Source organism: Pararhizobium sp. LjRoot235 (assembly GCF_964254145.1).
In the GTDB taxonomy this organism is placed as follows: Bacteria; Pseudomonadota; Alphaproteobacteria; order Rhizobiales; family Rhizobiaceae; genus Pararhizobium.
This window is the reverse complement of sequence record NZ_CAXUSP020000001.1, coordinates 2,235,411-2,253,294: the sequence shown is the minus strand read 5'-3', so window position 1 is coordinate 2,253,294 and position 17,884 is coordinate 2,235,411. Positions and strand designations below refer to the sequence as shown.

The following is a 17,884-nucleotide window of genomic DNA, read 5'->3' as shown; positions in this document are numbered from 1 at the left end:
GCTCACGCTGTCGTGGCTGATTTTTTCGGATTTTCATCCGAGAATGCCAAAGGGCCCTGCCCCACAGGCATTTGCATCAGTTCCACAGTAGTTAAAGAAGAAAGGCAGGGCAAACGATGTCTGCAGCCGGGCTCAACTTCCTGTCCAACAGGATCGCTCATTCCACTCGGCGCTGACCACTCGGCGCTGGACGCGGCGGGTTCAGATTCGATAAGCCTCTTGCGATAACCGCCGCAGCATCTGGCGCAGAAAAAAGGAATATCCATGGCGAATTTGAAAGAAGGTGCCTTTGCGCCGGAATTTATTCTTCCCCGCAATGGCGGCGGCATCGTCTCGCTGGCGCAATTCAGGGGAAAATCCGTCGTGCTGTTCTTCTATCCGAAGGACGATACCAGCGGCTGTACCGCGGAATCCATTGCCTTTACGGCGCTCGCCGGCGATTTTGCAGCCGCCGGGGCCGTGGTGATCGGGATGTCGCCCGATTCGGTCAAGAAGCACGACAAGTTCGCGAAGAAATACGATCTCTCTGTCATTCTCGCTGCCGACGAAGAAAAGGCTGTCCTGAACGACTACGGCGTCTGGGTCGAAAAAAGCATGTATGGCAGGAAATATATGGGCGTCGAGCGGACCACTGTGCTGATCGACGCAAAGGGTATTGTCCGGCGGGTATGGGAAAAGGTGAAGGTTCCCGGGCACGCCGAAGAGGTGCTGGCCGCAGTGAGAAGTCTTGCAGAAAGCGGCCAAAAATGACGGACCTGCCGGCGATCCACAGCCTGCGTGACGGCGCCGCGCGCGCAATCCGCGCCGCCGACCTCGACGTGAAAACGCTTCTGGCACAGGAAGTCGCGCGTCGCTGGAGCGCGCGCAGCCTGTCCTTGCGGTCGCCGCTCGATACGCAAGTTCCCGATCGCCCCGGCCGCCCTGAGAAGCCCGATCTCATTCCGCCACGGCAAGTGCCCAAGCGAGCACTGACGACGGAGAAGGGGCGGATCGCCCTGCTCCATGCCATTGCCCATATCGAACTCAATGCCGTTGATCTCGCCCTCGACATCGCCGCGCGTTTTGCCAGCGAGCCGGTGCCGAACTCCTTCTTCGACGGCTGGATGCGGGTGGCGTTCGAGGAAGCCAAGCATTTTCGCCTGGTCCGCGACCGGTTGCGCCAGTTCGGCGCCGATTATGGCGACCTGCCCGCCCACGACGGGCTTTGGCAGGCGGCGCACGATACTCGCAATGACCTCACGGCGCGTCTCGCCGTCGTGCCGCTTATTCTCGAGGCACGCGGCCTCGACGTCACGCCTGCCCTGCAGGCGAAGATGCGGGAAGCCGGCGACCTTGAGAGCGCGGCGGTGCTCGACGTGATCTATGAAGACGAAAAAGGCCATGTCGCCGTCGGCGCCAAATGGTTCCGCTTTCTCTGCGCCCGCCAGAAGAAGGACCCGGCAGCGGCATTTCAATCCCTTGTCCGGGCCAATTTCCGTGGCCCCCTGAAGGCGCCGTTCAACGACATAGCCCGGGCTGAAGCCGGTTTGACACCGTCGTTCTACCGGTCGATGACGGCCTCGGTGAACACCTGACGAAGCTGCGCGCGGCGGGCAAAGGCTTTATTAACCTTAACAGTATCTAATCAACCTCATCAGAATACGCAGAATCGCACGCGCTGGGGGTGAGTTGGTGTCTACGGAAAGCCGGGTCTTCGGCAAGCGCGCACAAAAGCACATCATCATCGTCGCAAGCGGCGACAAGGTTCGCCACATGACCTTCCAGCCCTGGATGGCCGCGCTGTCGATCTGCTTCATCTCGGTCTTCTCGATCGGTTATCTTGCGGCAACCTCCTATCTCGTGCTGCGCGATGATCTGATCGGCGGCACCATGGCACGCCAGGCGCGCATGCAGCATGAGTATGAGGACCGGATCGCCGCCCTGCGCGCCCAGGTCGACCGGGTGACAAGCCGCCAGCTTCTCGACCAGCAGGTCGTCGAGGACAAGGTCGAAAAACTGCTCCAACGGCAAATGGCGCTGACATCCCGTCACGGCAAGCTCGGCACGCTTCTCGATCGGGCAGAGGAATCCGGTCTTGCGCAGGAAGATGCCCAGCCGGTCGGGGCACCAGAGACCGATGAAAAGCGCGCCGATGCAAGCGGCGGGATCAAGGCGATCGAGCGGCTAATGGATATCGGCGGCCAGCCGGCGCAACAGCAGATGGCGATCGCCTATGCGCCGGTATCCGCCAGTGGCGGCCAGGAAACCATGTCTGACCGGGCCGACCGGCTGTTCTCCAAGGTTACCCTTTCCCTAAAGGACATAGAACAGGCACAGAAGCATCGCATCCAGACGCTGACGGCAGGCGCTTCGCAGGCCACCGATGCCATCGTGAACATTGTCGCTCGCACGGGTATCAAGGTCGTTGACGACGAGCCACAGGCGACGGTTGGAGCTGAAGTGGACGACGTAACGGCGATCGGCGGGCCGTTCGTCGAGCCGCAACCCACCGAGGTCTACGACAACTCCCTCGTCGCGCTCGACACGGCGCTTGCCCGGCTCGAACACGTCCGCAGCCAGACGCGGAAATTGCCGTTCAACAATCCCTCTCCGGCGAGCGACATCACCAGCCGCTTCGGCAATCGCCTCGACCCGTTTCTCGGGCGGCTGGCCTTGCATGCCGGCATCGATTTTCGCACGCCGATAGGAACGCGGATCGTTGCGACAGCGCCCGGAACCGTGATCACGGCCGGCAAGAGCGGCGGCTACGGCAATATGGTCGAGATCGACCACGGCAACGGCATCACGACGCGTTATGCCCATCTGTCATCCATACTCGTCAATGTCGGTGACATGATTTCGGCAGGCGAAGCGATTGGCCGCTCCGGCAGCACCGGCCGCTCGACCGGGCCGCATCTGCATTATGAGGTCCGTCTGAACGGCGAGGCCGTCGATCCGATACGCTTCCTGACGGCCGGCATAAAGCTGAGCCACTACATAAACTGACAAATGTCGTTTTGTGACCGGGACCTTTGGAGGTCAGCCGGAGCCATCCCATTGATGGCAGGCCGTTTATTCACTCTGTTTCGGAGCAGAATGCCGGTTTTCTTGACTTTGTCTGCCTATGGGACTATGAGCCCCAGCGACGGCAACGAAAGCATTTGCCGAGTCACAAGAGTTCGACCGAACCGGAACGGAAACAGATTTCCCTTTGACCACTTTTTCAGACCTTGGCCTGAGCCAAAAAGTTCTTTCCGCAGTTACCGATGCGGGCTACACCATTCCTACGCCGATCCAGGCAGGCGCCATTCCGCCAGCGCTGCAGCGGCGTGATATTCTCGGCATTGCCCAGACGGGAACCGGCAAGACGGCGTCGTTCGTGCTGCCGATGCTGACGCTGCTCGAAAAGGGACGCGCCCGTGCTCGCATGCCGCGCACGCTGATCCTTGAGCCGACGCGCGAACTTGCAGCCCAGGTTGCCGAGAATTTCGAAAAATACGGCAAGAACCACAAACTCAACATCGCCCTCCTGATCGGCGGCGTGTCCTTCGACGAACAAGACCGCAAGCTGGAACGCGGCGCCGATGTGCTGATTTGCACGCCCGGCCGCCTGCTCGATCACTGCGAGCGCGGCAAGCTTCTGATGACCGGCGTTGAAATCCTCGTCATCGACGAAGCCGACCGCATGCTCGACATGGGCTTCATTCCGGATATCGAGCGCATCGCCAAACTGATCCCGTTCACGCGCCAAACGCTGTTCTTCTCGGCAACCATGCCACCGGAAATCCAGAAGCTCGCCGACCGCTTCCTGCAGAACCCGGAACGCGTCGAGGTCTCCGTCCGTTCCTCGACAGCAACGACCGTGACGCAGCGCCTGGTCGCGACCCACAGCAAGGATTACGAAAAACGCGCGGTGCTGCGCGACCTGATCCAGAGCCAGGAAGAGCTGAAGAACGCCATCATCTTCTGCAACCGCAAGCTCGACGTGGCCGATCTGTTCCGATCGCTGAGCCGCCACGGTTTTTCGGTCGGCGCGTTGCACGGCGATATGGACCAGAGCTCGCGAACGAAGATGCTCGCAAGTTTCAAGGACGGCCAGATCCAATTGCTCGTCGCCTCCGACGTTGCAGCCCGCGGTCTCGATATCCCGGATGTCAGCCACGTGTTCAACTTCGATGTGCCGATCCACGCGGAAGACTATGTCCACCGCATTGGCCGCACTGGCCGCGCCGGGCGTTCCGGTGCCGCCTTCACGCTGGTTTCGAAGCGCGACATGAAGTTTGCCGACGCCATCGAAAAGCTGATCGACAAGAAGGTCGAGTGGCTGAATGGCGACCTTTCCGCCCTGCCCGCCCCGATGGAAAGCCACGACAGCGGCAAGTCCGAGCGCGGCGGCCGTGACGGTAAGCGTGGCGGACGCCGCAACGACCGGGACCGTGACCACGCGCCCCGTCCGGTGCACAGTCACAAATCGGACATCAAATCAGACGATATACCGACGGACCAGGAACCGGTTACAGCAAAGGCAGAACCTGTGAGATCAGAACGCAAGGCAGACACGAAACCGCAGAATGCCGGCCGCCACAGCAATCGCCCTGCGCCTCAGCCGCATCCTGCCAACGACGACAATCGCGATCGGCGCAACCGCTATCGCCGCGATCACGACGATGGTCCGACGCCGATCGGCTTCGGCGACGATATTCCGGCCTTCATGCTGATCGCCGGCAAGGCCTGATTCAGGCAGTCGCATGGCCCATCCAGGCATTGATTTCCCCGGTGTGGGATCAGGGCTTGCCGTCTTGAACGACGGCAAGCTTTTGCTTTGCAAGCGCTTGAAGGCACCGGAAGCCGGCTATTGGAGTATCGTCGGCGGCAAGGTCGATCATATGGAGACTGCGGCGGACGCCGCGCGCCGCGAGGCGGAAGAGGAAAGCGGCCTGACAATCCATTCCGCGCGGTTTCTCTGCCTCAGCGAGCAACGCGTCGAAGCCGACCGCCACCACTGGGTCTCACTGATTTTCGTGACGGAGGATTTCTCCGGCGAACCACGGCTGATGGAGCCCGACAAGCTCTCTGAAATCGGCTGGTATGCGCTCGACGATCTGCCGCAGCCGCTTTCGGTGTTCGCGCAGGATGCGGTCAAGGCGCTGAAGTCGATGGCTATTTCTTAGCGCGCAAGGCGGCCTCATAGGCAAGCCGTACCCAGCGGGCCATCTCGTCCGGATCGTCGAACGCTTCGTCTGGAATGGACCAGTAAGGCATTTTCACCGGCTTTCCCTTGCCGTCATAGGCCCATTGCGAACTTCCCGCAGCCTCGAAATCCGGCGCGCTTTCGGTATCAGCCTTGAGCAAGATGTCGCCATCCACCTCCAGCGCCAGGATACGGCCCTCGAAATAGATGCCCTTGCCGCCGAACATGCGCCTGACCGTGACCGGACCGAGGGCCGCAAACATCTCCTCGATTGCCGCATTGTCCATTTTCTATTGACCTTTCGCTCTGTTTCCTCGGTTCCCTTAGAGGAAATTACAGCGTGCGATAATCCCGATCCAGGTAGACGAGAGCCGGTTTTTGTTCGCCGAGGGTGACGCCGACGACCTCGCCGAAAAGCACGATGTGCGTGGCGACAGTCTTGATATCGATCAGCCGGCAATCGAATGCCGCGACGGCCTCGCGAAGAATGGGCGCGCCGGTCTTCAACTCATCCCATGTGCCGTGTTCAAACCGTGCGGCAGGTTCGATATTGTTCCGGCCGGAAAAGACATGGGCGAGATCCATCTGGTCGGCGCCGAGCAGATTGAGGGCAAAGCTGCCGCTACGCGCAAAAATGTCATTTCTCGGGTTGGCACCATTGAGGCAGACGAGCAGCGTCGCCGGACTGTCGGACACCGAGCATGCCGCAGTGATCGTCACGCCGCGGCGTTCGCCTTCATGAACTGCCGTCACGATATGGACGTGGCCGGCCAGGCGGCTCATGGCATCGCGGTAGGTCAGCGGATCCAGTTGGGTCTTGTCCAACACGGCAGTCTCCAGATCGGTGTTCGCATTTTACACATAGACGCTACGGCAAAATATAAAAGCCATCAGCCGGTTTTTCTTGGTCATGCGCGGCAATTGCCGTTCACGCGGCGAAGGTCACGATCTTTTCCTTTGACGCCTTCGGCCACATCTTTAAAACATGCCCATTATCCATCTGGAAAAGCGCATGTTCCGTTCGATTATCGCAAGCCTCCTCATTGCCGGATCGGTGCAGCCGGCTCCCGTGCTGGCGGCAGGCGTGAAGATCGCGGTCGTCGCGCCGGTTGAAGGACCGTTCGCGCTGCTCGGAAAGCAGATGCTCGATGGCGCGCGCTTCCAGGCCGGCGATCGCGGGTCGGAGATCATCTCGGTACCTGAAACGTGCGAACCGAACGACGCGGAAAACCTGAGGAAGGCCTTGGCTGCGAGCGGCGCGGAAGCCGCAATCGGGTTTCTCTGCACAGAGAGCCTCGAGGCAACGCTTCCCGCGCTCGCCGAGGCCGGCATTCCTGCGCTGTCACTGAGCGTGCGTTCCGATGTCCTGATGGAGGACGCACTGAAAAAGAAGTGGCCGTTCTTCCGTCTCGTGCCGAGCGCCCGGATGGAGGCGGCCAGGGTCACCGAGATCATCCTGTCGCGCTGGAAGAACGAGCCGCTGGCGCTGATCGAGGACGGGACGATCCACGGGCGCGAACTGGTGGAAAGCGTGCGCGGGGCTCTGGCCGAGGTCGGACTGACGCCGGTGTTTTCCGATACCTACCGTCCGGCGCAGGAACAGCAGGTCAGCCTTGTGCGGCGGCTGGCAAAGAGCGGTGCCACGCATGTCTTTACTGGCGGCGACCGGCCCGACACGGCCATCATCGCCCGCGACGCCGCCGCCGAAGAGGTCGCACTGACGCTGATGGGCGGCGAAGCCTTGAATGCAGCCGATCAGCCTGTAGCGCTTACGAATGGCGTGCTGGCCGTGTCATTGCCGGACTATGCTACTCGGCCTGAGGCAAAGGTGCTCCGCGAGGCGATGACTGTGGCGAAGCTTATTCCGGAAGGTTACGTCTTGCCGGCATTTTCCGCCGTTGCCCTTTTGGAACAGGCGAAGGACCAGGCCGGCAAAGACGACGCGCCGCTTCTCGAGGCGCTCCTCAAAGGTCCCTATCAAACCGCGATCGGCCCGATCGGCTTCAATGCAGACCATGAACTGGCGGACAATCCCTACCGGCTCCTCCGGTGGCAAGACGGCCGTTTCGTGCCCGCTCCCACTGCCACGGGAACCGAATGATGCGCGCCGGCCCGAAAAATTCGATTACCGACGTCGCAGGCCTCAGGGTCGGTAATGCCGAGGATCATCGCCTGAAATCAGGCGTTTCCGTTGTCGTCTGCGATCAGCCAGCCATCGCCGCCGTTCAGGTGCTGGGCGGGGCGCCCGGCACGCGCGAGACGGACCTGCTCGATCCGCACAATACCGTGCAGACGGTCGATGCGGTCGTCCTGTCCGGCGGCTCGGCCTTCGGTCTCGACGCGGCCTCCGGCGTCCAGGCGGCGCTGCGGGAAATGGGACGCGGCTTTGCCGTCGGCGCGTTTCGTATTCCCATCGTGCCTGCCGCCATCCTGTTCGACCTGATCAACGGCGGCGCCAAGGATTGGGGGCTGTATCCACCCTATCGCGAACTCGGCTACGCGGCGGTCCAGGCGGCATCTGAGGATTTCATGACAGGCACCGCGGGCGCCGGGACTGGCGCTTTGACCGCCACATTCAAGGGCGGCCTCGGCACAGCCTCGACGATAATGAATAACGGCATCACCATCGGCGCGCTGGTTGCCGTCAATGCGCTCGGCTCCGCAACCATCGGCGATACCCGGCATTTTTGGGCTGCCCCCTTCGAAGAGGGCGTGGAATTCGGCGGGCTCGGCATGCCGCAGCCTTTCCCGCAGGATGCCCGCGAACTCCGCATCAAGTTCCGCGCCCGGCAGAAGGAAACGCAAAACACCACCATCGCCGTCATCGCCACCGACGCCATCCTGACCAAGGCGGAAGCGAAGAGGCTCGCAATTGCGGCCCATGACGGTTTTTCGCGGGCGCTCTGGCCGTCACACACGCCGCTCGACGGCGATCTCGTCTTTGCCCTTGCGACAGGCACGAGCGGAAAAACCGTTTCCGTACAGGATTTCATCGATCTTGGCGCCGTGGCGGCATCGACCATGGCGCGTGCGATCGCGCGCGGCGTTCATGATGCGACGGCCGCAGAAATCGATCTCCTTCCCGTCTGGTCGCAGGGTGACAGAACCGCATGACGCCAAAGCGTTGTTCACCAATGTTGTTTGCGGCGAAAAGCAGTGTTATTGGCCGCAAAACAGTTTTTGGAGCCTAGATCATGTCCCTGCCCATCCGGATCGCACCGTCCATTCTTGCCGCTGACTACGCCAAGCTCGGGCAGGAAGTGCGCGATGTCGTCGCCGCCGGCGCCGATTGGATCCATCTCGATATCATGGACGGCCATTTCGTGCCGAACATCTCCTTCGGCCCGGACGTCATCAAGTCGCTGCGTCCGCACACGGACGCCCATTTCGACTGCCATCTGATGATCGCGCCTGCCGATCCCTATATCGAAGCCTTTGCCAAGGCCGGTTGCGACGGCATCACGGTGCACGCAGAGGCAGGACCGCATCTCGATCGCTCGCTGCAGGCGATCAGGGCGCTCGGCAAGAAGGCCGGCGTTTCGATCAATCCCGCAACATCCGAAAGCGTTCTCGACTATCTGCTCGACAAGCTCGATCTTGTTCTGGTGATGACGGTCAATCCCGGTTTCGGCGGCCAGAAGTTCATTCCGGCGATGGAAGAAAAAATCCGCCGCATCAGGGCGATGATCGGCGATCGCCCGATTGATCTTCAGGTCGATGGCGGGATTACTATCGACACGATCGCGCGTCCGGCCGCGGCCGGTGCCAATGTCTTCGTTGCAGGCTCGGCAATCTTCAGCGGCGGCCACGTTGACGCCTATCGCAAAACCATCGACACTCTGCGCGCCAATGCCGAGGGGAGCCGCGGGTGAAATTTTCGGGCGGGATCGCTGCCGCGGTTTTTGCCTCGGCCTTGATGGCCGAGGTGGCCTGCGCCGGCGACATCGCCTCGTTCCAGTCCATCGGCTTTTCCCCGGACGGCGGCGTTTTCGCCTTCGAGGAATATGGCGTTCAGGACGGTTCCGGCTTTCCCTACTCCAACATCTTCTTCATCGACACGCGCAAGGACACGTTCCTGCCGGGCACGCCGATCCGCGCGCGTATCGAGGACGAGAATGCCGGTCTTGGCGAGGTTCGGGCGCAGACGTTGGCGAAAGCCGCCGCACTCGTCGATCGTTATGGCATGGCAGCCAATCCGGGATTGATGGCGGCCTTCAATCCGGTCACCGAGACCGAGGCTCCGGCGCATCGCCTGGTCTACCGGCAATATGCCGTTGAGCCGCCGGTTGGCGGCGCTTTCACGCTGGCGTTGAAGGAAATCTCGCTGCCGCCATCCGGCCCCTGCAAGGACGTGACGCCGCAATCGATCGGATTCAGCCTTTCATTCGAAAGCGAGGATGGCCAGGCATCGGATCGCGTCCTTCACACCGACACGGCCATCCCCGAGAGCCGCAAATGCCCGACCGCTTACCGGATCGGCGGCGTCATGGTTCATCACCCGGCCGGCCTGGACCCCATCCACATTGTCCTGGTGCAAGTGATAAGCGTCGGTTTCGAGGGTAGCGACGGTCGGTGGATTGCAGTTCCGGTCCCCGTGGTGCCATGACCGACGTTCAGGTTGCCGAGGTTCGGCCGCAATCAGGCCTGATGCGGCGATTGGGCCGGCGGTTTCTCGCCTCGCGTCCGAGCGTGCGGGAAATTCTTCTCGGGTCACCGCTCTGGGGCATGATGATGGCGGCGTCCGCGCTCGTAGCGCTCTGCCTGCAAAACGGTGCCGAAACCTACCAGCTCTACAGTATCCTTGTGCTATACCTCTGCGGCGGCATTGGTTCATGGCCCTGCGGCGTCCTTCTTGGCCGCTTTTGCGCCGACGGCCGCGGCAGGGAGACCCGCTTTGCTGCCTTCTTTCTTTGCCTGGCGGCCTGCACCATTGCGGCAACGGCCTTTCTGTTTGCCATGGACTACCGCCTTTTTTACGCGCGGTGGCACGGCCCATTCGGCAGCCGCCTCTGGATCTATCAGTTCATCTTCACCTCGGTTGCGGCCGTTTACCAGTTCGTCGTGATGGGCATTCGCCTGTATCTGCCGGTCGGATTTGCCGCCCTTGCAGCCGCCAGCTTGTGGCTCGCGCGCAAGATGCCCGATCAGCGGCGTTGAGATTGCCGGCCATCTTTGCTAGAGGCTCAGCCAACGCCACCTATGACGAAAGCTGAAAGCCCATGATCCCCCGTTACTCCCGTCCGGAAATGGTGGCCATCTGGTCGCCGGAAACCAAATTCCGCATCTGGTTCGAAATCGAGGCGCATGCCTGCGACGCGCTCGCCGAGCTCGGTGTGATCCCGAAGGAGGCTGCAAAGACCATCTGGGAACGGGGCGGGGCTGCCACCTTCGACGTCGAGCGGATCGACGAGATCGAAGCGATCACCAAGCATGACGTCATCGCCTTCCTGACGCATCTTGCCGAGATCGTCGGTCCGGACGCGCGTTTCGTGCATCAGGGCATGACCTCTTCCGACGTGCTCGACACCTGCTTCAACGTACAGCTCGTCAAGGCGAGCGACCTGCTGCTCGCCGACCTCGACAAGCTGCTGGAAGCGCTGAAGCGGCGGGCGTTCGAACACAAGGATACGGTGACGATCGGCCGCTCGCACGGCATCCACGCCGAGCCGACGACCTTCGGCATCAAGCTGGCCCTAGCCTATGCCGAGTTCGAACGCTGCAAGAAGCGTTTGATCGCCGCGCGTGAGGAAATCGCCACCTGCGCCATTTCCGGTGCCGTCGGCACCTTTGCCAATATCGATCCGAGCGTCGAGGAACACGTCGCCAAGGCCATGGGCCTTGCCGCCGAGCCGGTTTCGACCCAGGTCATCCCGCGCGACCGCCATGCGATGTATTTTGCCACCCTCGGCGTCATCGCTTCGAGCGTGGAGCGCCTGGCAACCGAAATCCGTCACCTGCAGCGCACCGAGGTGCTCGAAGCCGAAGAATATTTCTCGCCGGGCCAGAAGGGCTCGTCGGCCATGCCGCACAAGCGTAACCCGGTGCTGACGGAAAATCTCACTGGGCTGTCGCGCATGGTGCGCGCATTCGCCCTGCCCGCCATGGAAAACGTCGCCTTGTGGCACGAGCGGGATATTTCCCACTCCTCCGTCGAACGCATGATCGGCCCGGATGCCACGGTGACGCTCGACTTCGCGCTGGCACGCCTGACGGGCGTCATCGACAAGCTGCTCGTCTATCCGGACAATATGATGAAGAACATGAACAAGTTCCGCGGGCTTGTTCATTCCCAGCGCGTCCTGCTTGCGCTGACGCAGGCCGGCGCTTCGCGCGAGGATGCCTATCGCCTCGTGCAGCGCAATGCCATGAAGGTCTGGGAACAGGGCAAGGATTTCCTTGAGGAACTGCTTGCCGACAGCGAAGTCAGCGCCTTCCTGCCGGAGGCGGATATCCGCGAGAAATTCGACCTCGGCTATCACACAAAGCACGTCGACACGATCTTCAATCGCGTCTTCGGTTGATTCCTACTGCATAATTCCTTAAATCGGTATCGATTTTAAGGATAAATTATGCAGCAGTTTCAAAGTGCTACAGCGTCCTTTGCGCGTCATATTTGACGCGCGGCGCTGTAGCGGGGAGCCGAAGAGGCTCCCCGTTTCGCCATCGCGCAGGGTGTCCGGTTTCGGCCCACATCGCTCCATTTTGAACGGTTTTCTCAAGCCTTTCGTCAGCCTTTCGTGAGAGGCTGCGGAAAACGAGCAAACGGAAACTGGGTGGAAATATGCGGCATCAGCAGGCGATCCAACGCAAGGTGGAACGCACTACAACCAAATTCACCGGTACGGTGACTTGCAAGGGCGGATCGAGCCGCGGGATCGTCAAGGACCTGTCAGAGGTCGGAATTTGCTTCCAGCTCTATTTTGATATCAATGCCAGGATCGGCCAGGACGTTTCGATCGAGAGCAACGAATTCGGTCACCTGACCGGCGCCGTGCAATGGTATCGCGGCGACAGGATCGGCATTCGTCTCGACCCGTCGTCGAATACCTCGGCGCAAATCTCATCCTATTTCAAATATTTCCGCTAAGCGGCACACACTACAGCACGAACGTGCCGCCTATCTGGCGGCACGTTCGTTTCGTGCCCGCTTCATTTGGTGTCCGGCGCAACCACGAGCTTGCGATAGAGGTGCCACGTCGCATGTCCGAGTATCGGCATGATGACGGCGAGCCCGACAAAGACTGGGATCGATCCGATAACAAGGCCTGAGGCGACGATCAACCCCCAAACGGCAACGGGAACCGGATTGGTGAGCGTTGCCCGCACCGACGTCTCGACCGCCGCTACGGCGCCGACATCCCTGTCGAGCAACAGCGGAAACGACACGACGACCGTCGACAGAACGATCACGGCGAAGACGAAACCAACGGCGTTGCCGACCAGGATGAGGTTCCATCCCTGATCTGTCGCGAAAATCTGGTTGGCGAAGGCTGAAATCGATGCCGGCGGCACATCGCCGAACATCTGCACGTAAAGCGACTGCGCAACGAGCAGCCAGGCGACGAACAGCACAAACAGCATGAAGGCAAGCGCGATGATCGACGGTAAGGCTGGAGAACGGCGAACATCGAAAGCGTGCCGCCACGACGTATTCATCCCCATTTCGCGGCGCCTGCTGATCTCATAGAGACCGATGGCAGCCACCGGACCGAGCAAGGCAAAACCGGAAGCCAGCGGATAGAGGATCGGCAGCATATTGGCACCCGAACTCCATGTGGCAAGCACGACACCTGCGATCGGGTAAATCAGGCACAGAAAGACGTAATGAGACGGCTTGGCATTGAAGTCCTGCCAGCCGAGACGCAACGCGTCGAAGACATCGGAAATGCCGATCTTGCGAACTGCCGGATGCTCGATAGTGGTGCTGGATCCTGCCAATACATGGAATGTCGTCATGATCAATTCTCCTCCTTGAACATACGCATCGTCACGTCATTCGAGAACAATCAGTATTCCGGTTTCGAGGGGATCTTGGCATCGCTGACCTCAATCCAGTGCTCTCGCTATTGGCGGCATTCGCCGTCACGGAACGTCGTGACCAACCGTCCCGTGCAGCAAGCATATACCAGATCTGCGTCTCTTTCACTTGACTTCCGTCGCCCTCGGGCACAAATCGCCGTTATTATGAAAGCATCCGAAGCAGATATCCTGATCGTTCCCGGCTATACCAATTCGGGACCGGACCATTGGCAGACCCGATGGCAGAAGAAGCTCGCCTCCGCGCGCCGCGTCGAACAGGCCGAATGGGCAAAGCCCGTACGCGAAGACTGGGTCAGGCAGATGGTCGAAGATATCAATTCGGCGACCAAGCCTGTCGTCATCGTGGCGCATTCGCTCGGCGTCGCGACAGCCATTCATGCCCTGCCGCTGGCGGAAAAGCAGATTGCCGGCGCTTTTCTCGTCGCCCCGCCGGAAGTGACAAATCCGAAAATCCGCCCGAAGCACTTCATGACGTTCGGTCCCTATCCGCGCGATCCGCTGCCGTTCCCGAGCTTGGTGATCGCAAGCCGCAACGATCCATTCGGATCGTATGATCATGCCGGCGATATCGCAAACGCCTGGGGTTCGCTGCTGGTGGACGCCGGCGAATCCGGCCACATCAACACCGAATCCGGTCACGGTCCATGGCCGGAAGGCACGATGGTTTTTGCCCAGTTTCTTAGCCGGCTTCGACCCTGACCCGGCGGCGAGCGCTGCCCCTATCACAGCAACGCGCCGGAAATCGCGGAACCGCCGCGGCTTCCGTGCTAACCGCTAACGCGGGTGCGTCCGTTTCTTGAGACAACCATGACTGTAAGCGTGGGTATCGCTTAGGTAATCCGAGCCGATCGTGCCTCGCTCGAAACGCATGATTTTACTCAACTTTTGATAGTGGAAATGACGCGCTTTGGCCGCGTGGCGGCCCCATAATGGCCCTACTTATGAACTTTGCTGCAATGCAAATAGAATTCTTCGGCTCAAGCTTCGAGTCTCCCCAAGCAGCCTGACGTTCCATCTGCCGGCTGTCAGCTCCGATCGAGTTCCATTCGATCTCTTGGCTCAACCAACCGGATTCGCGACCTGATGACCTCAGTTATTCGAAAATTCATTTTCCACGATCTCCAGACGATCGAGGGCTATATCGATCCGCCGGACGCACTTGTTTTCCTTTCGCTTCTGCAAGGTCAGAAAGAAAGAAGCTTCGCCGGCGCCCTTGCCGAGATCGGCGTGTTCTATGGCCGCTCCTATTTTCTGCTCAGAAAGATCAGTGGCGGCGACGAGAAGGTCTTGGCGATCGACCTTTTCAACATCGGTCAGACGGCCGATGGGGTCAGCGCGCAATACGGCCGTTTTCTGGAAAACGGACGCCGGCTCGGCTTGCCCGTGGACGAAGAGCTGATCATCAAAGGCGACAGCACACTGCTGGAGCCAGACCAACTCACCGACAAGATCGGTAAAATTCGGTTCTTCAGCATCGATGGCGGCCACATGCTTCGACATGTCGCGGCCGATAGCAGGCTTGCGATGGAAACGATTGCGGACCACGGCGTCATTGCGTTTGACGATACGTTCAATCCGGCCTGGCCGGAGGTGACAATCGGCGTGGCTGATTTCCTGCGGGACTGCGGCGGAGCCTTTTCCGCCTTCTGCATGACCAAGTACAAAACCTATGTCTGCCGCCGCGAATTCCACGCGCTCTACGCCGAGTTGATCGCCAATTCAGCCGATCTCGCCGCATTCGATCACGTCGAAACCGAATTTCTGGGCTCGAAGGTTGCCCGTCTCCACAACCCGATCAGCCGCCGGATGGTTTACGAACTGATGATCCGCTCAGGCATGAGCGCTTTTTCCGAGCGCGTTTATCGATGATCGAACCGCCGGCAGCCGGCCAGTTGGGCCGAACAAAAAAGGCCGCCCGAAAGCGGACGGCCCATAAAATATTGCGGGGGCTGGTATCAGCCGTTCTGGATCTGCGTGACGGCCTCGGAAAGAAGCTCCAGCATCTTCAGGCGAATGTCGTCATCAGTCTGGGCAATGCCGGCAGCATCGAAGTCTGCACGAATCTTGCGCACGACGTCCTCATGCCCGGCCACGGCGAAATCGGCAGCGATGACTTCCGTGGCATAGGCCGCAGGATCGCTCTTGCCCAGAAGCTCCGCGGCCCAGAGGCCGAGCAGCTTGTTGCGGCGCGCCTCGGCCTTGAACCGCAGTTCTTCATCCAGCGCAAACTTCGCCTCAAACGCCTTCTCGCGATCCTGCATACTGGTCATCCTTTGCTCTCCCTGAAAACCCACGCCGCAAACAGCTTTTCGCCCATAAACCAAAAGCCCGCCAAAAGTGCAATGCGAAGTTTTCCGCTTTGATGACTTTCCGTGTTACCCTCTTGCTAATTCAGGGGATCGGATCAGACGCCGATTGTGAAATAGTTTCTTTTCAGCTATGGACCCGATTAGAAAATGCCAATGGCGCAGCCCAAGAGCGCCGACAACCATAGAGAACAATATTGATGAACCGTCGCCGCCGTATCTACGAAGGCAAAGCCAAGATCCTCTACGAGGGTCCTGAGCCAGGCACGCTGATCCAGTTTTTCAAAGATGACGCCACCGCCTTCAACAAGAAGAAGCACGATGTCATTGATGGCAAGGGCGTGCTCAATAACCGGATTTCGGAATACATCTTCACGCATCTGAACAGGATCGGCATTCCCACGCACTTCATCCGCCGCCTCAACATGCGCGAACAGTTGATCAAGGAAGTGGAAATCATTCCGCTCGAGATCGTCGTGCGCAACGTGGCTGCGGGTTCGCTCGCCAAGCGCCTCGGCATCGAGGAAGGCGTCGTCCTGCCGCGCTCCATCATCGAATTCTACTATAAGGCCGATGCGCTCGACGACCCGATGGTCTCCGAAGAGCACATCACCGCTTTCGGCTGGGCAAGCCCGCAGGAACTCGATGACATCATGGCGCTCGCCATCCGCATCAACGACTTCCTCACTGGCCTGTTCCTGGGTGTCGGCATCCAGCTCGTCGATTTCAAGATCGAATGCGGCCGCCTCTTCGAAGGTGACATGATGCGCATCATCCTGGCGGACGAAATCTCGCCGGACAGCTGCCGTCTCTGGGACGTCGAAACCAAGGAAAAGATGGACAAGGACCGGTTCCGCCGCGACATGGGCGGCCTCGTCGAGGCTTACCAGGAGGTGGCCCGCCGTCTTGGCATCATGAACGAGAACGAGCCGCCGCGCGGCACCGGCCCCGTGCTGGTGAAATAAGCAGGAAAGACAAAGTGATCAACGCACGCGTAACAGTGACGCTGAAGAACGGCGTTCTCGACCCGCAGGGCAAGGCCATCGAAGGCGCCCTTGGGGCTCTCGGCTTCGACAGCATCGGCCACGTCCGCCAGGGCAAGGTCTTCGACCTGCAGATCGAGACCACCGACAAGGCAAAGGCCGAAGCCGACCTGAAAGCCATGTGCGAGAAACTTCTGGCAAACACGGTTATCGAGAACTACACTATCTCACTCGACTAAGGGTTGAAGGAGCAGTCTCATGGGAGGCGTGACAAAGGAGATGATCTACGCTGAAGTCGTGGAACTCGACCGGCGTCTCGGCGAAACCGTGAGCTCCCTTGAAGAATTGGTCTCCTTCATGAAGGAGACCAATCAGGAATTGGCCGAAGGCCGGGCCAGAACGGAAGCGCTGAAACAGGCGCTGTTTGGGGATCGCTTCGATCGAGCAGGCTTGTTGCGTGGCTGACATCACTCAGGAACTCATTCATGAGATACTGCGGCGTGTGCATGTGAGAGCTGACAAGGCCGATACCGGCATACGCGACCTGCGAAGCGAAATGGGCTCGATAAGACTTTCGTTGCACGCGCATCAGAACGACATCAATACGCTCTACACAATGCTTCATCAAATTGATGAACGCTTGGAGAGAATAGAAAACCGCCTCGAACTGCGTGAGCTTGCAGAGGCCCAATCCAGGTTTGAACCGCACCCATGAAATCAGCCGTCGTCCAGCTTCCAGGCCTCAATCGTGACCGCGACATGATCGCGGCGCTCACCAAGATTTCCGGCAAGGCGCCGGTAACGATCTGGCAGACCGAGACGGATATCCCGGATGTTGATCTGATCGTCATCCCCGGCGGCTTCTCCTATGGCGACTATCTGCGTTGCGGCGCGATCGCGGCGCGCATGCCGGTGATGCAGGCGATCAAGGCGAAGGCAGAGGCTGGCGTCAAGGTGCTGGGCGTCTGCAACGGCTTCCAGATTCTCGTCGAAGCGGGCCTTCTGCCGGGCGCGCTGATGCGCAATGCCTCGCTGAAATTCGTCTGCAAGGAAGTCCAGCTGGAGGTCGTCAACGCCAATACCGATTTCAGCCGCGCCTACGAACAGGGCCAGATCATCCGCTGCCCGGTCGCCCATCACGACGGCAATTATTTTGCTGACGCGGAAACGCTGAAGACCATCGAGGGCAATGGCCAGGTCGTTTTCCGCTACGCAGCCGGCACCAATCCGAACGGTTCGATCAACGACATTGCCGGTATCGTCAATGAGAATGGCAATGTTCTCGGCATGATGCCACACCCGGAAAACCTGATCGAGGCGGCCCATGGCGGCGTCGACGGCCGCGGCCTCTTCGCTTCCGCTCTTGATGTAATCGCCGCTTAACA

At 60.1% G+C, this 17,884-nt stretch carries 23 protein-coding genes; 19 read left to right on the top strand and 4 right to left on the bottom strand.

Annotated elements, in window-relative coordinates; genetic code table 11:
• The first annotated feature begins 264 nt into the window (after window positions 1–264).
• From ACSQ2Z_RS10725 to ACSQ2Z_RS10705, 5 genes are all read left to right on the top strand, one after another.
• Window positions 265–750 carry a peroxiredoxin gene (locus ACSQ2Z_RS10725; RefSeq protein ID WP_436081190.1) on the top strand — a complete coding sequence of 162 codons (486 nt, stop codon included), beginning with the start codon at window positions 265–267 and terminating at the stop codon, window positions 748–750.
• Window positions 747–1,574 (top strand): ferritin-like domain-containing protein, encoded by an 828-nt coding sequence (locus tag ACSQ2Z_RS10720; protein WP_436081189.1) that lies wholly within the window; start codon window positions 747–749, stop codon window positions 1,572–1,574. Before ACSQ2Z_RS10725 ends, ACSQ2Z_RS10720 begins: the two co-directional genes overlap by 4 nt.
• Before the next feature lie 94 nt (window positions 1,575–1,668).
• A complete protein-coding gene (locus ACSQ2Z_RS10715) occupies window positions 1,669–2,985 on the top strand; it encodes a M23 family metallopeptidase (protein ID WP_436081188.1) in 1,317 nt (438 codons plus the stop codon).
• Between the two features lie 205 nt (window positions 2,986–3,190).
• Window positions 3,191–4,714, top strand: coding sequence for a DEAD/DEAH box helicase (locus tag ACSQ2Z_RS10710; protein WP_436081187.1), 1,524 nt, complete (start codon window positions 3,191–3,193; stop codon window positions 4,712–4,714).
• Window positions 4,715–4,727: 13 nt separating this feature from the next.
• Entirely contained in the window at window positions 4,728–5,150 is a 423-nt protein-coding gene (locus tag ACSQ2Z_RS10705) for an NUDIX domain-containing protein (RefSeq protein ID WP_436081186.1), read from the top strand.
• Here ACSQ2Z_RS10705 and ACSQ2Z_RS10700 read toward each other — a convergent pair.
• Both ACSQ2Z_RS10700 and ACSQ2Z_RS10695 read right to left on the bottom strand, forming a co-directional pair.
• Entirely contained in the window at window positions 5,140–5,457 is a 318-nt protein-coding gene (locus tag ACSQ2Z_RS10700) for a TfoX/Sxy family protein (protein WP_436081185.1), read from the bottom strand. The two genes, ACSQ2Z_RS10705 and ACSQ2Z_RS10700, sit on opposite strands and share 11 nt — an antisense overlap.
• Before the next feature lie 46 nt (window positions 5,458–5,503).
• Complete coding sequence (locus ACSQ2Z_RS10695) at window positions 5,504–5,953, bottom strand: flavin reductase family protein (protein WP_436083050.1); 450 nt, start codon at window positions 5,951–5,953, stop codon at window positions 5,504–5,506.
• 229 nt (window positions 5,954–6,182) lie between these two features.
• Between ACSQ2Z_RS10695 and ACSQ2Z_RS10690 the strand changes: the two genes are divergently transcribed.
• From ACSQ2Z_RS10690 to ACSQ2Z_RS10660, 7 genes are all read left to right on the top strand, one after another.
• A complete protein-coding gene (locus ACSQ2Z_RS10690; RefSeq protein WP_436081184.1) occupies window positions 6,183–7,271 on the top strand; it encodes a branched-chain amino acid ABC transporter substrate-binding protein in 1,089 nt (362 codons plus the stop codon).
• Complete coding sequence (locus ACSQ2Z_RS10685) at window positions 7,268–8,284, top strand: P1 family peptidase (RefSeq protein ID WP_436081183.1); 1,017 nt, start codon at window positions 7,268–7,270, stop codon at window positions 8,282–8,284. Before ACSQ2Z_RS10690 ends, ACSQ2Z_RS10685 begins: the two co-directional genes overlap by 4 nt.
• Window positions 8,285–8,364: 80 nt before the next feature.
• On the top strand, window positions 8,365–9,042 hold the full coding sequence (rpe, locus tag ACSQ2Z_RS10680; protein ID WP_436081182.1) for a ribulose-phosphate 3-epimerase: 678 nt from the start codon (window positions 8,365–8,367) through the stop codon (window positions 9,040–9,042).
• Complete coding sequence (locus tag ACSQ2Z_RS10675) at window positions 9,039–9,776, top strand: DUF2259 domain-containing protein (RefSeq protein ID WP_436081181.1); 738 nt, start codon at window positions 9,039–9,041, stop codon at window positions 9,774–9,776. Before rpe ends, ACSQ2Z_RS10675 begins: the two co-directional genes overlap by 4 nt.
• Before the next feature lie 41 nt (window positions 9,777–9,817).
• A complete protein-coding gene (locus ACSQ2Z_RS10670) occupies window positions 9,818–10,327 on the top strand; it encodes a hypothetical protein (RefSeq protein WP_436083049.1) in 510 nt (169 codons plus the stop codon).
• Window positions 10,328–10,389: 62 nt separating this feature from the next.
• Entirely contained in the window at window positions 10,390–11,691 is a 1,302-nt protein-coding gene (gene purB / locus ACSQ2Z_RS10665; RefSeq protein WP_436081180.1) for an adenylosuccinate lyase, read from the top strand.
• Window positions 11,692–11,951: 260 nt separating this feature from the next.
• Complete coding sequence (locus tag ACSQ2Z_RS10660; protein WP_436081179.1) at window positions 11,952–12,257, top strand: PilZ domain-containing protein; 306 nt, start codon at window positions 11,952–11,954, stop codon at window positions 12,255–12,257.
• A gap of 62 nt (window positions 12,258–12,319) precedes the next feature.
• Here the strand turns inward: ACSQ2Z_RS10660 and ACSQ2Z_RS10655 are convergent, their stop codons facing one another.
• Window positions 12,320–13,126, bottom strand: coding sequence for a DUF2189 domain-containing protein (locus ACSQ2Z_RS10655; RefSeq protein WP_436081178.1), 807 nt, complete (start codon window positions 13,124–13,126; stop codon window positions 12,320–12,322).
• A 228-nt stretch (window positions 13,127–13,354) separates the two neighbouring features.
• Here ACSQ2Z_RS10655 and ACSQ2Z_RS10650 point away from each other — a divergent pair, with 228 nt between their 5' ends.
• Together ACSQ2Z_RS10650 and ACSQ2Z_RS10645 are read left to right on the top strand one after the other, a co-directional pair.
• Entirely contained in the window at window positions 13,355–13,909 is a 555-nt protein-coding gene (locus ACSQ2Z_RS10650) for an RBBP9/YdeN family alpha/beta hydrolase (RefSeq protein ID WP_436081177.1), read from the top strand.
• A 384-nt stretch (window positions 13,910–14,293) separates the two neighbouring features.
• Complete coding sequence (locus tag ACSQ2Z_RS10645) at window positions 14,294–15,079, top strand: class I SAM-dependent methyltransferase (RefSeq protein ID WP_436081176.1); 786 nt, start codon at window positions 14,294–14,296, stop codon at window positions 15,077–15,079.
• 86 nt (window positions 15,080–15,165) lie between these two features.
• Here ACSQ2Z_RS10645 and ACSQ2Z_RS10640 read toward each other — a convergent pair whose 3' ends face one another.
• Window positions 15,166–15,480: a DUF1476 domain-containing protein gene (locus tag ACSQ2Z_RS10640; protein ID WP_436081175.1), complete on the bottom strand. Its 315-nt coding sequence runs from the start codon at window positions 15,478–15,480 to the stop codon at window positions 15,166–15,168.
• Between the two features lie 236 nt (window positions 15,481–15,716).
• Here ACSQ2Z_RS10640 and purC point away from each other — a divergent pair, with 236 nt between their 5' ends.
• Genes purC through purQ form a run of 5 tightly spaced genes read left to right on the top strand, consistent with a single transcriptional unit; the run spans window position 15,717 to window position 17,882 of the window.
• Window positions 15,717–16,481 carry a phosphoribosylaminoimidazolesuccinocarboxamide synthase gene (purC, locus tag ACSQ2Z_RS10635; protein WP_436081174.1) on the top strand — a complete coding sequence of 255 codons (765 nt, stop codon included), beginning with the start codon at window positions 15,717–15,719 and terminating at the stop codon, window positions 16,479–16,481.
• A 14-nt stretch (window positions 16,482–16,495) separates the two neighbouring features.
• Window positions 16,496–16,738 carry a phosphoribosylformylglycinamidine synthase subunit PurS gene (gene purS / locus ACSQ2Z_RS10630; protein WP_436081173.1) on the top strand — a complete coding sequence of 81 codons (243 nt, stop codon included), beginning with the start codon at window positions 16,496–16,498 and terminating at the stop codon, window positions 16,736–16,738.
• 19 nt (window positions 16,739–16,757) lie between these two features.
• Entirely contained in the window at window positions 16,758–16,964 is a 207-nt protein-coding gene (locus ACSQ2Z_RS10625) for a hypothetical protein (RefSeq protein WP_436081172.1), read from the top strand.
• Complete coding sequence (locus ACSQ2Z_RS10620; RefSeq protein WP_436081171.1) at window positions 16,957–17,214, top strand: hypothetical protein; 258 nt, start codon at window positions 16,957–16,959, stop codon at window positions 17,212–17,214. Before ACSQ2Z_RS10625 ends, ACSQ2Z_RS10620 begins: the two co-directional genes overlap by 8 nt.
• Complete coding sequence (gene purQ, locus ACSQ2Z_RS10615) at window positions 17,211–17,882, top strand: phosphoribosylformylglycinamidine synthase subunit PurQ (protein ID WP_436081170.1); 672 nt, start codon at window positions 17,211–17,213, stop codon at window positions 17,880–17,882. Before ACSQ2Z_RS10620 ends, purQ begins: the two co-directional genes overlap by 4 nt.
• Window positions 17,883–17,884: the final 2 nt, after the last annotated feature.

Coding starts and splice junctions, on each gene's coding strand:
- ACSQ2Z_RS10725 (WP_436081190.1), top strand. CDS start 265: ATGGCGAATTTGAAAGAAGGTGCCTTTGCGCCGGAATTTATTCTTCCC.
- ACSQ2Z_RS10720 (WP_436081189.1), top strand. CDS start 747: ATGACGGACCTGCCGGCGATCCACAGCCTGCGTGACGGCGCCGCGCGC.
- ACSQ2Z_RS10705 (WP_436081186.1), top strand. CDS start 4,728: ATGGCCCATCCAGGCATTGATTTCCCCGGTGTGGGATCAGGGCTTGCC.
- ACSQ2Z_RS10700 (WP_436081185.1), bottom strand. CDS start 5,457: ATGGACAATGCGGCAATCGAGGAGATGTTTGCGGCCCTCGGTCCGGTC.
- ACSQ2Z_RS10695 (WP_436083050.1), bottom strand. CDS start 5,953: ATGAGCCGCCTGGCCGGCCACGTCCATATCGTGACGGCAGTTCATGAA.
- ACSQ2Z_RS10690 (WP_436081184.1), top strand. CDS start 6,183: ATGTTCCGTTCGATTATCGCAAGCCTCCTCATTGCCGGATCGGTGCAG.
- ACSQ2Z_RS10685 (WP_436081183.1), top strand. CDS start 7,268: ATGATGCGCGCCGGCCCGAAAAATTCGATTACCGACGTCGCAGGCCTC.
- rpe (WP_436081182.1), top strand. CDS start 8,365: ATGTCCCTGCCCATCCGGATCGCACCGTCCATTCTTGCCGCTGACTAC.
- ACSQ2Z_RS10670 (WP_436083049.1), top strand. CDS start 9,818: ATGCGGCGATTGGGCCGGCGGTTTCTCGCCTCGCGTCCGAGCGTGCGG.
- purB (WP_436081180.1), top strand. CDS start 10,390: ATGATCCCCCGTTACTCCCGTCCGGAAATGGTGGCCATCTGGTCGCCG.
- ACSQ2Z_RS10660 (WP_436081179.1), top strand. CDS start 11,952: ATGCGGCATCAGCAGGCGATCCAACGCAAGGTGGAACGCACTACAACC.
- ACSQ2Z_RS10655 (WP_436081178.1), bottom strand. CDS start 13,126: ATGACGACATTCCATGTATTGGCAGGATCCAGCACCACTATCGAGCAT.
- ACSQ2Z_RS10650 (WP_436081177.1), top strand. CDS start 13,355: ATGAAAGCATCCGAAGCAGATATCCTGATCGTTCCCGGCTATACCAAT.
- ACSQ2Z_RS10645 (WP_436081176.1), top strand. CDS start 14,294: ATGACCTCAGTTATTCGAAAATTCATTTTCCACGATCTCCAGACGATC.
- ACSQ2Z_RS10640 (WP_436081175.1), bottom strand. CDS start 15,480: ATGACCAGTATGCAGGATCGCGAGAAGGCGTTTGAGGCGAAGTTTGCG.
- purC (WP_436081174.1), top strand. CDS start 15,717: ATGAACCGTCGCCGCCGTATCTACGAAGGCAAAGCCAAGATCCTCTAC.
- ACSQ2Z_RS10625 (WP_436081172.1), top strand. CDS start 16,758: ATGGGAGGCGTGACAAAGGAGATGATCTACGCTGAAGTCGTGGAACTC.
- purQ (WP_436081170.1), top strand. CDS start 17,211: ATGAAATCAGCCGTCGTCCAGCTTCCAGGCCTCAATCGTGACCGCGAC.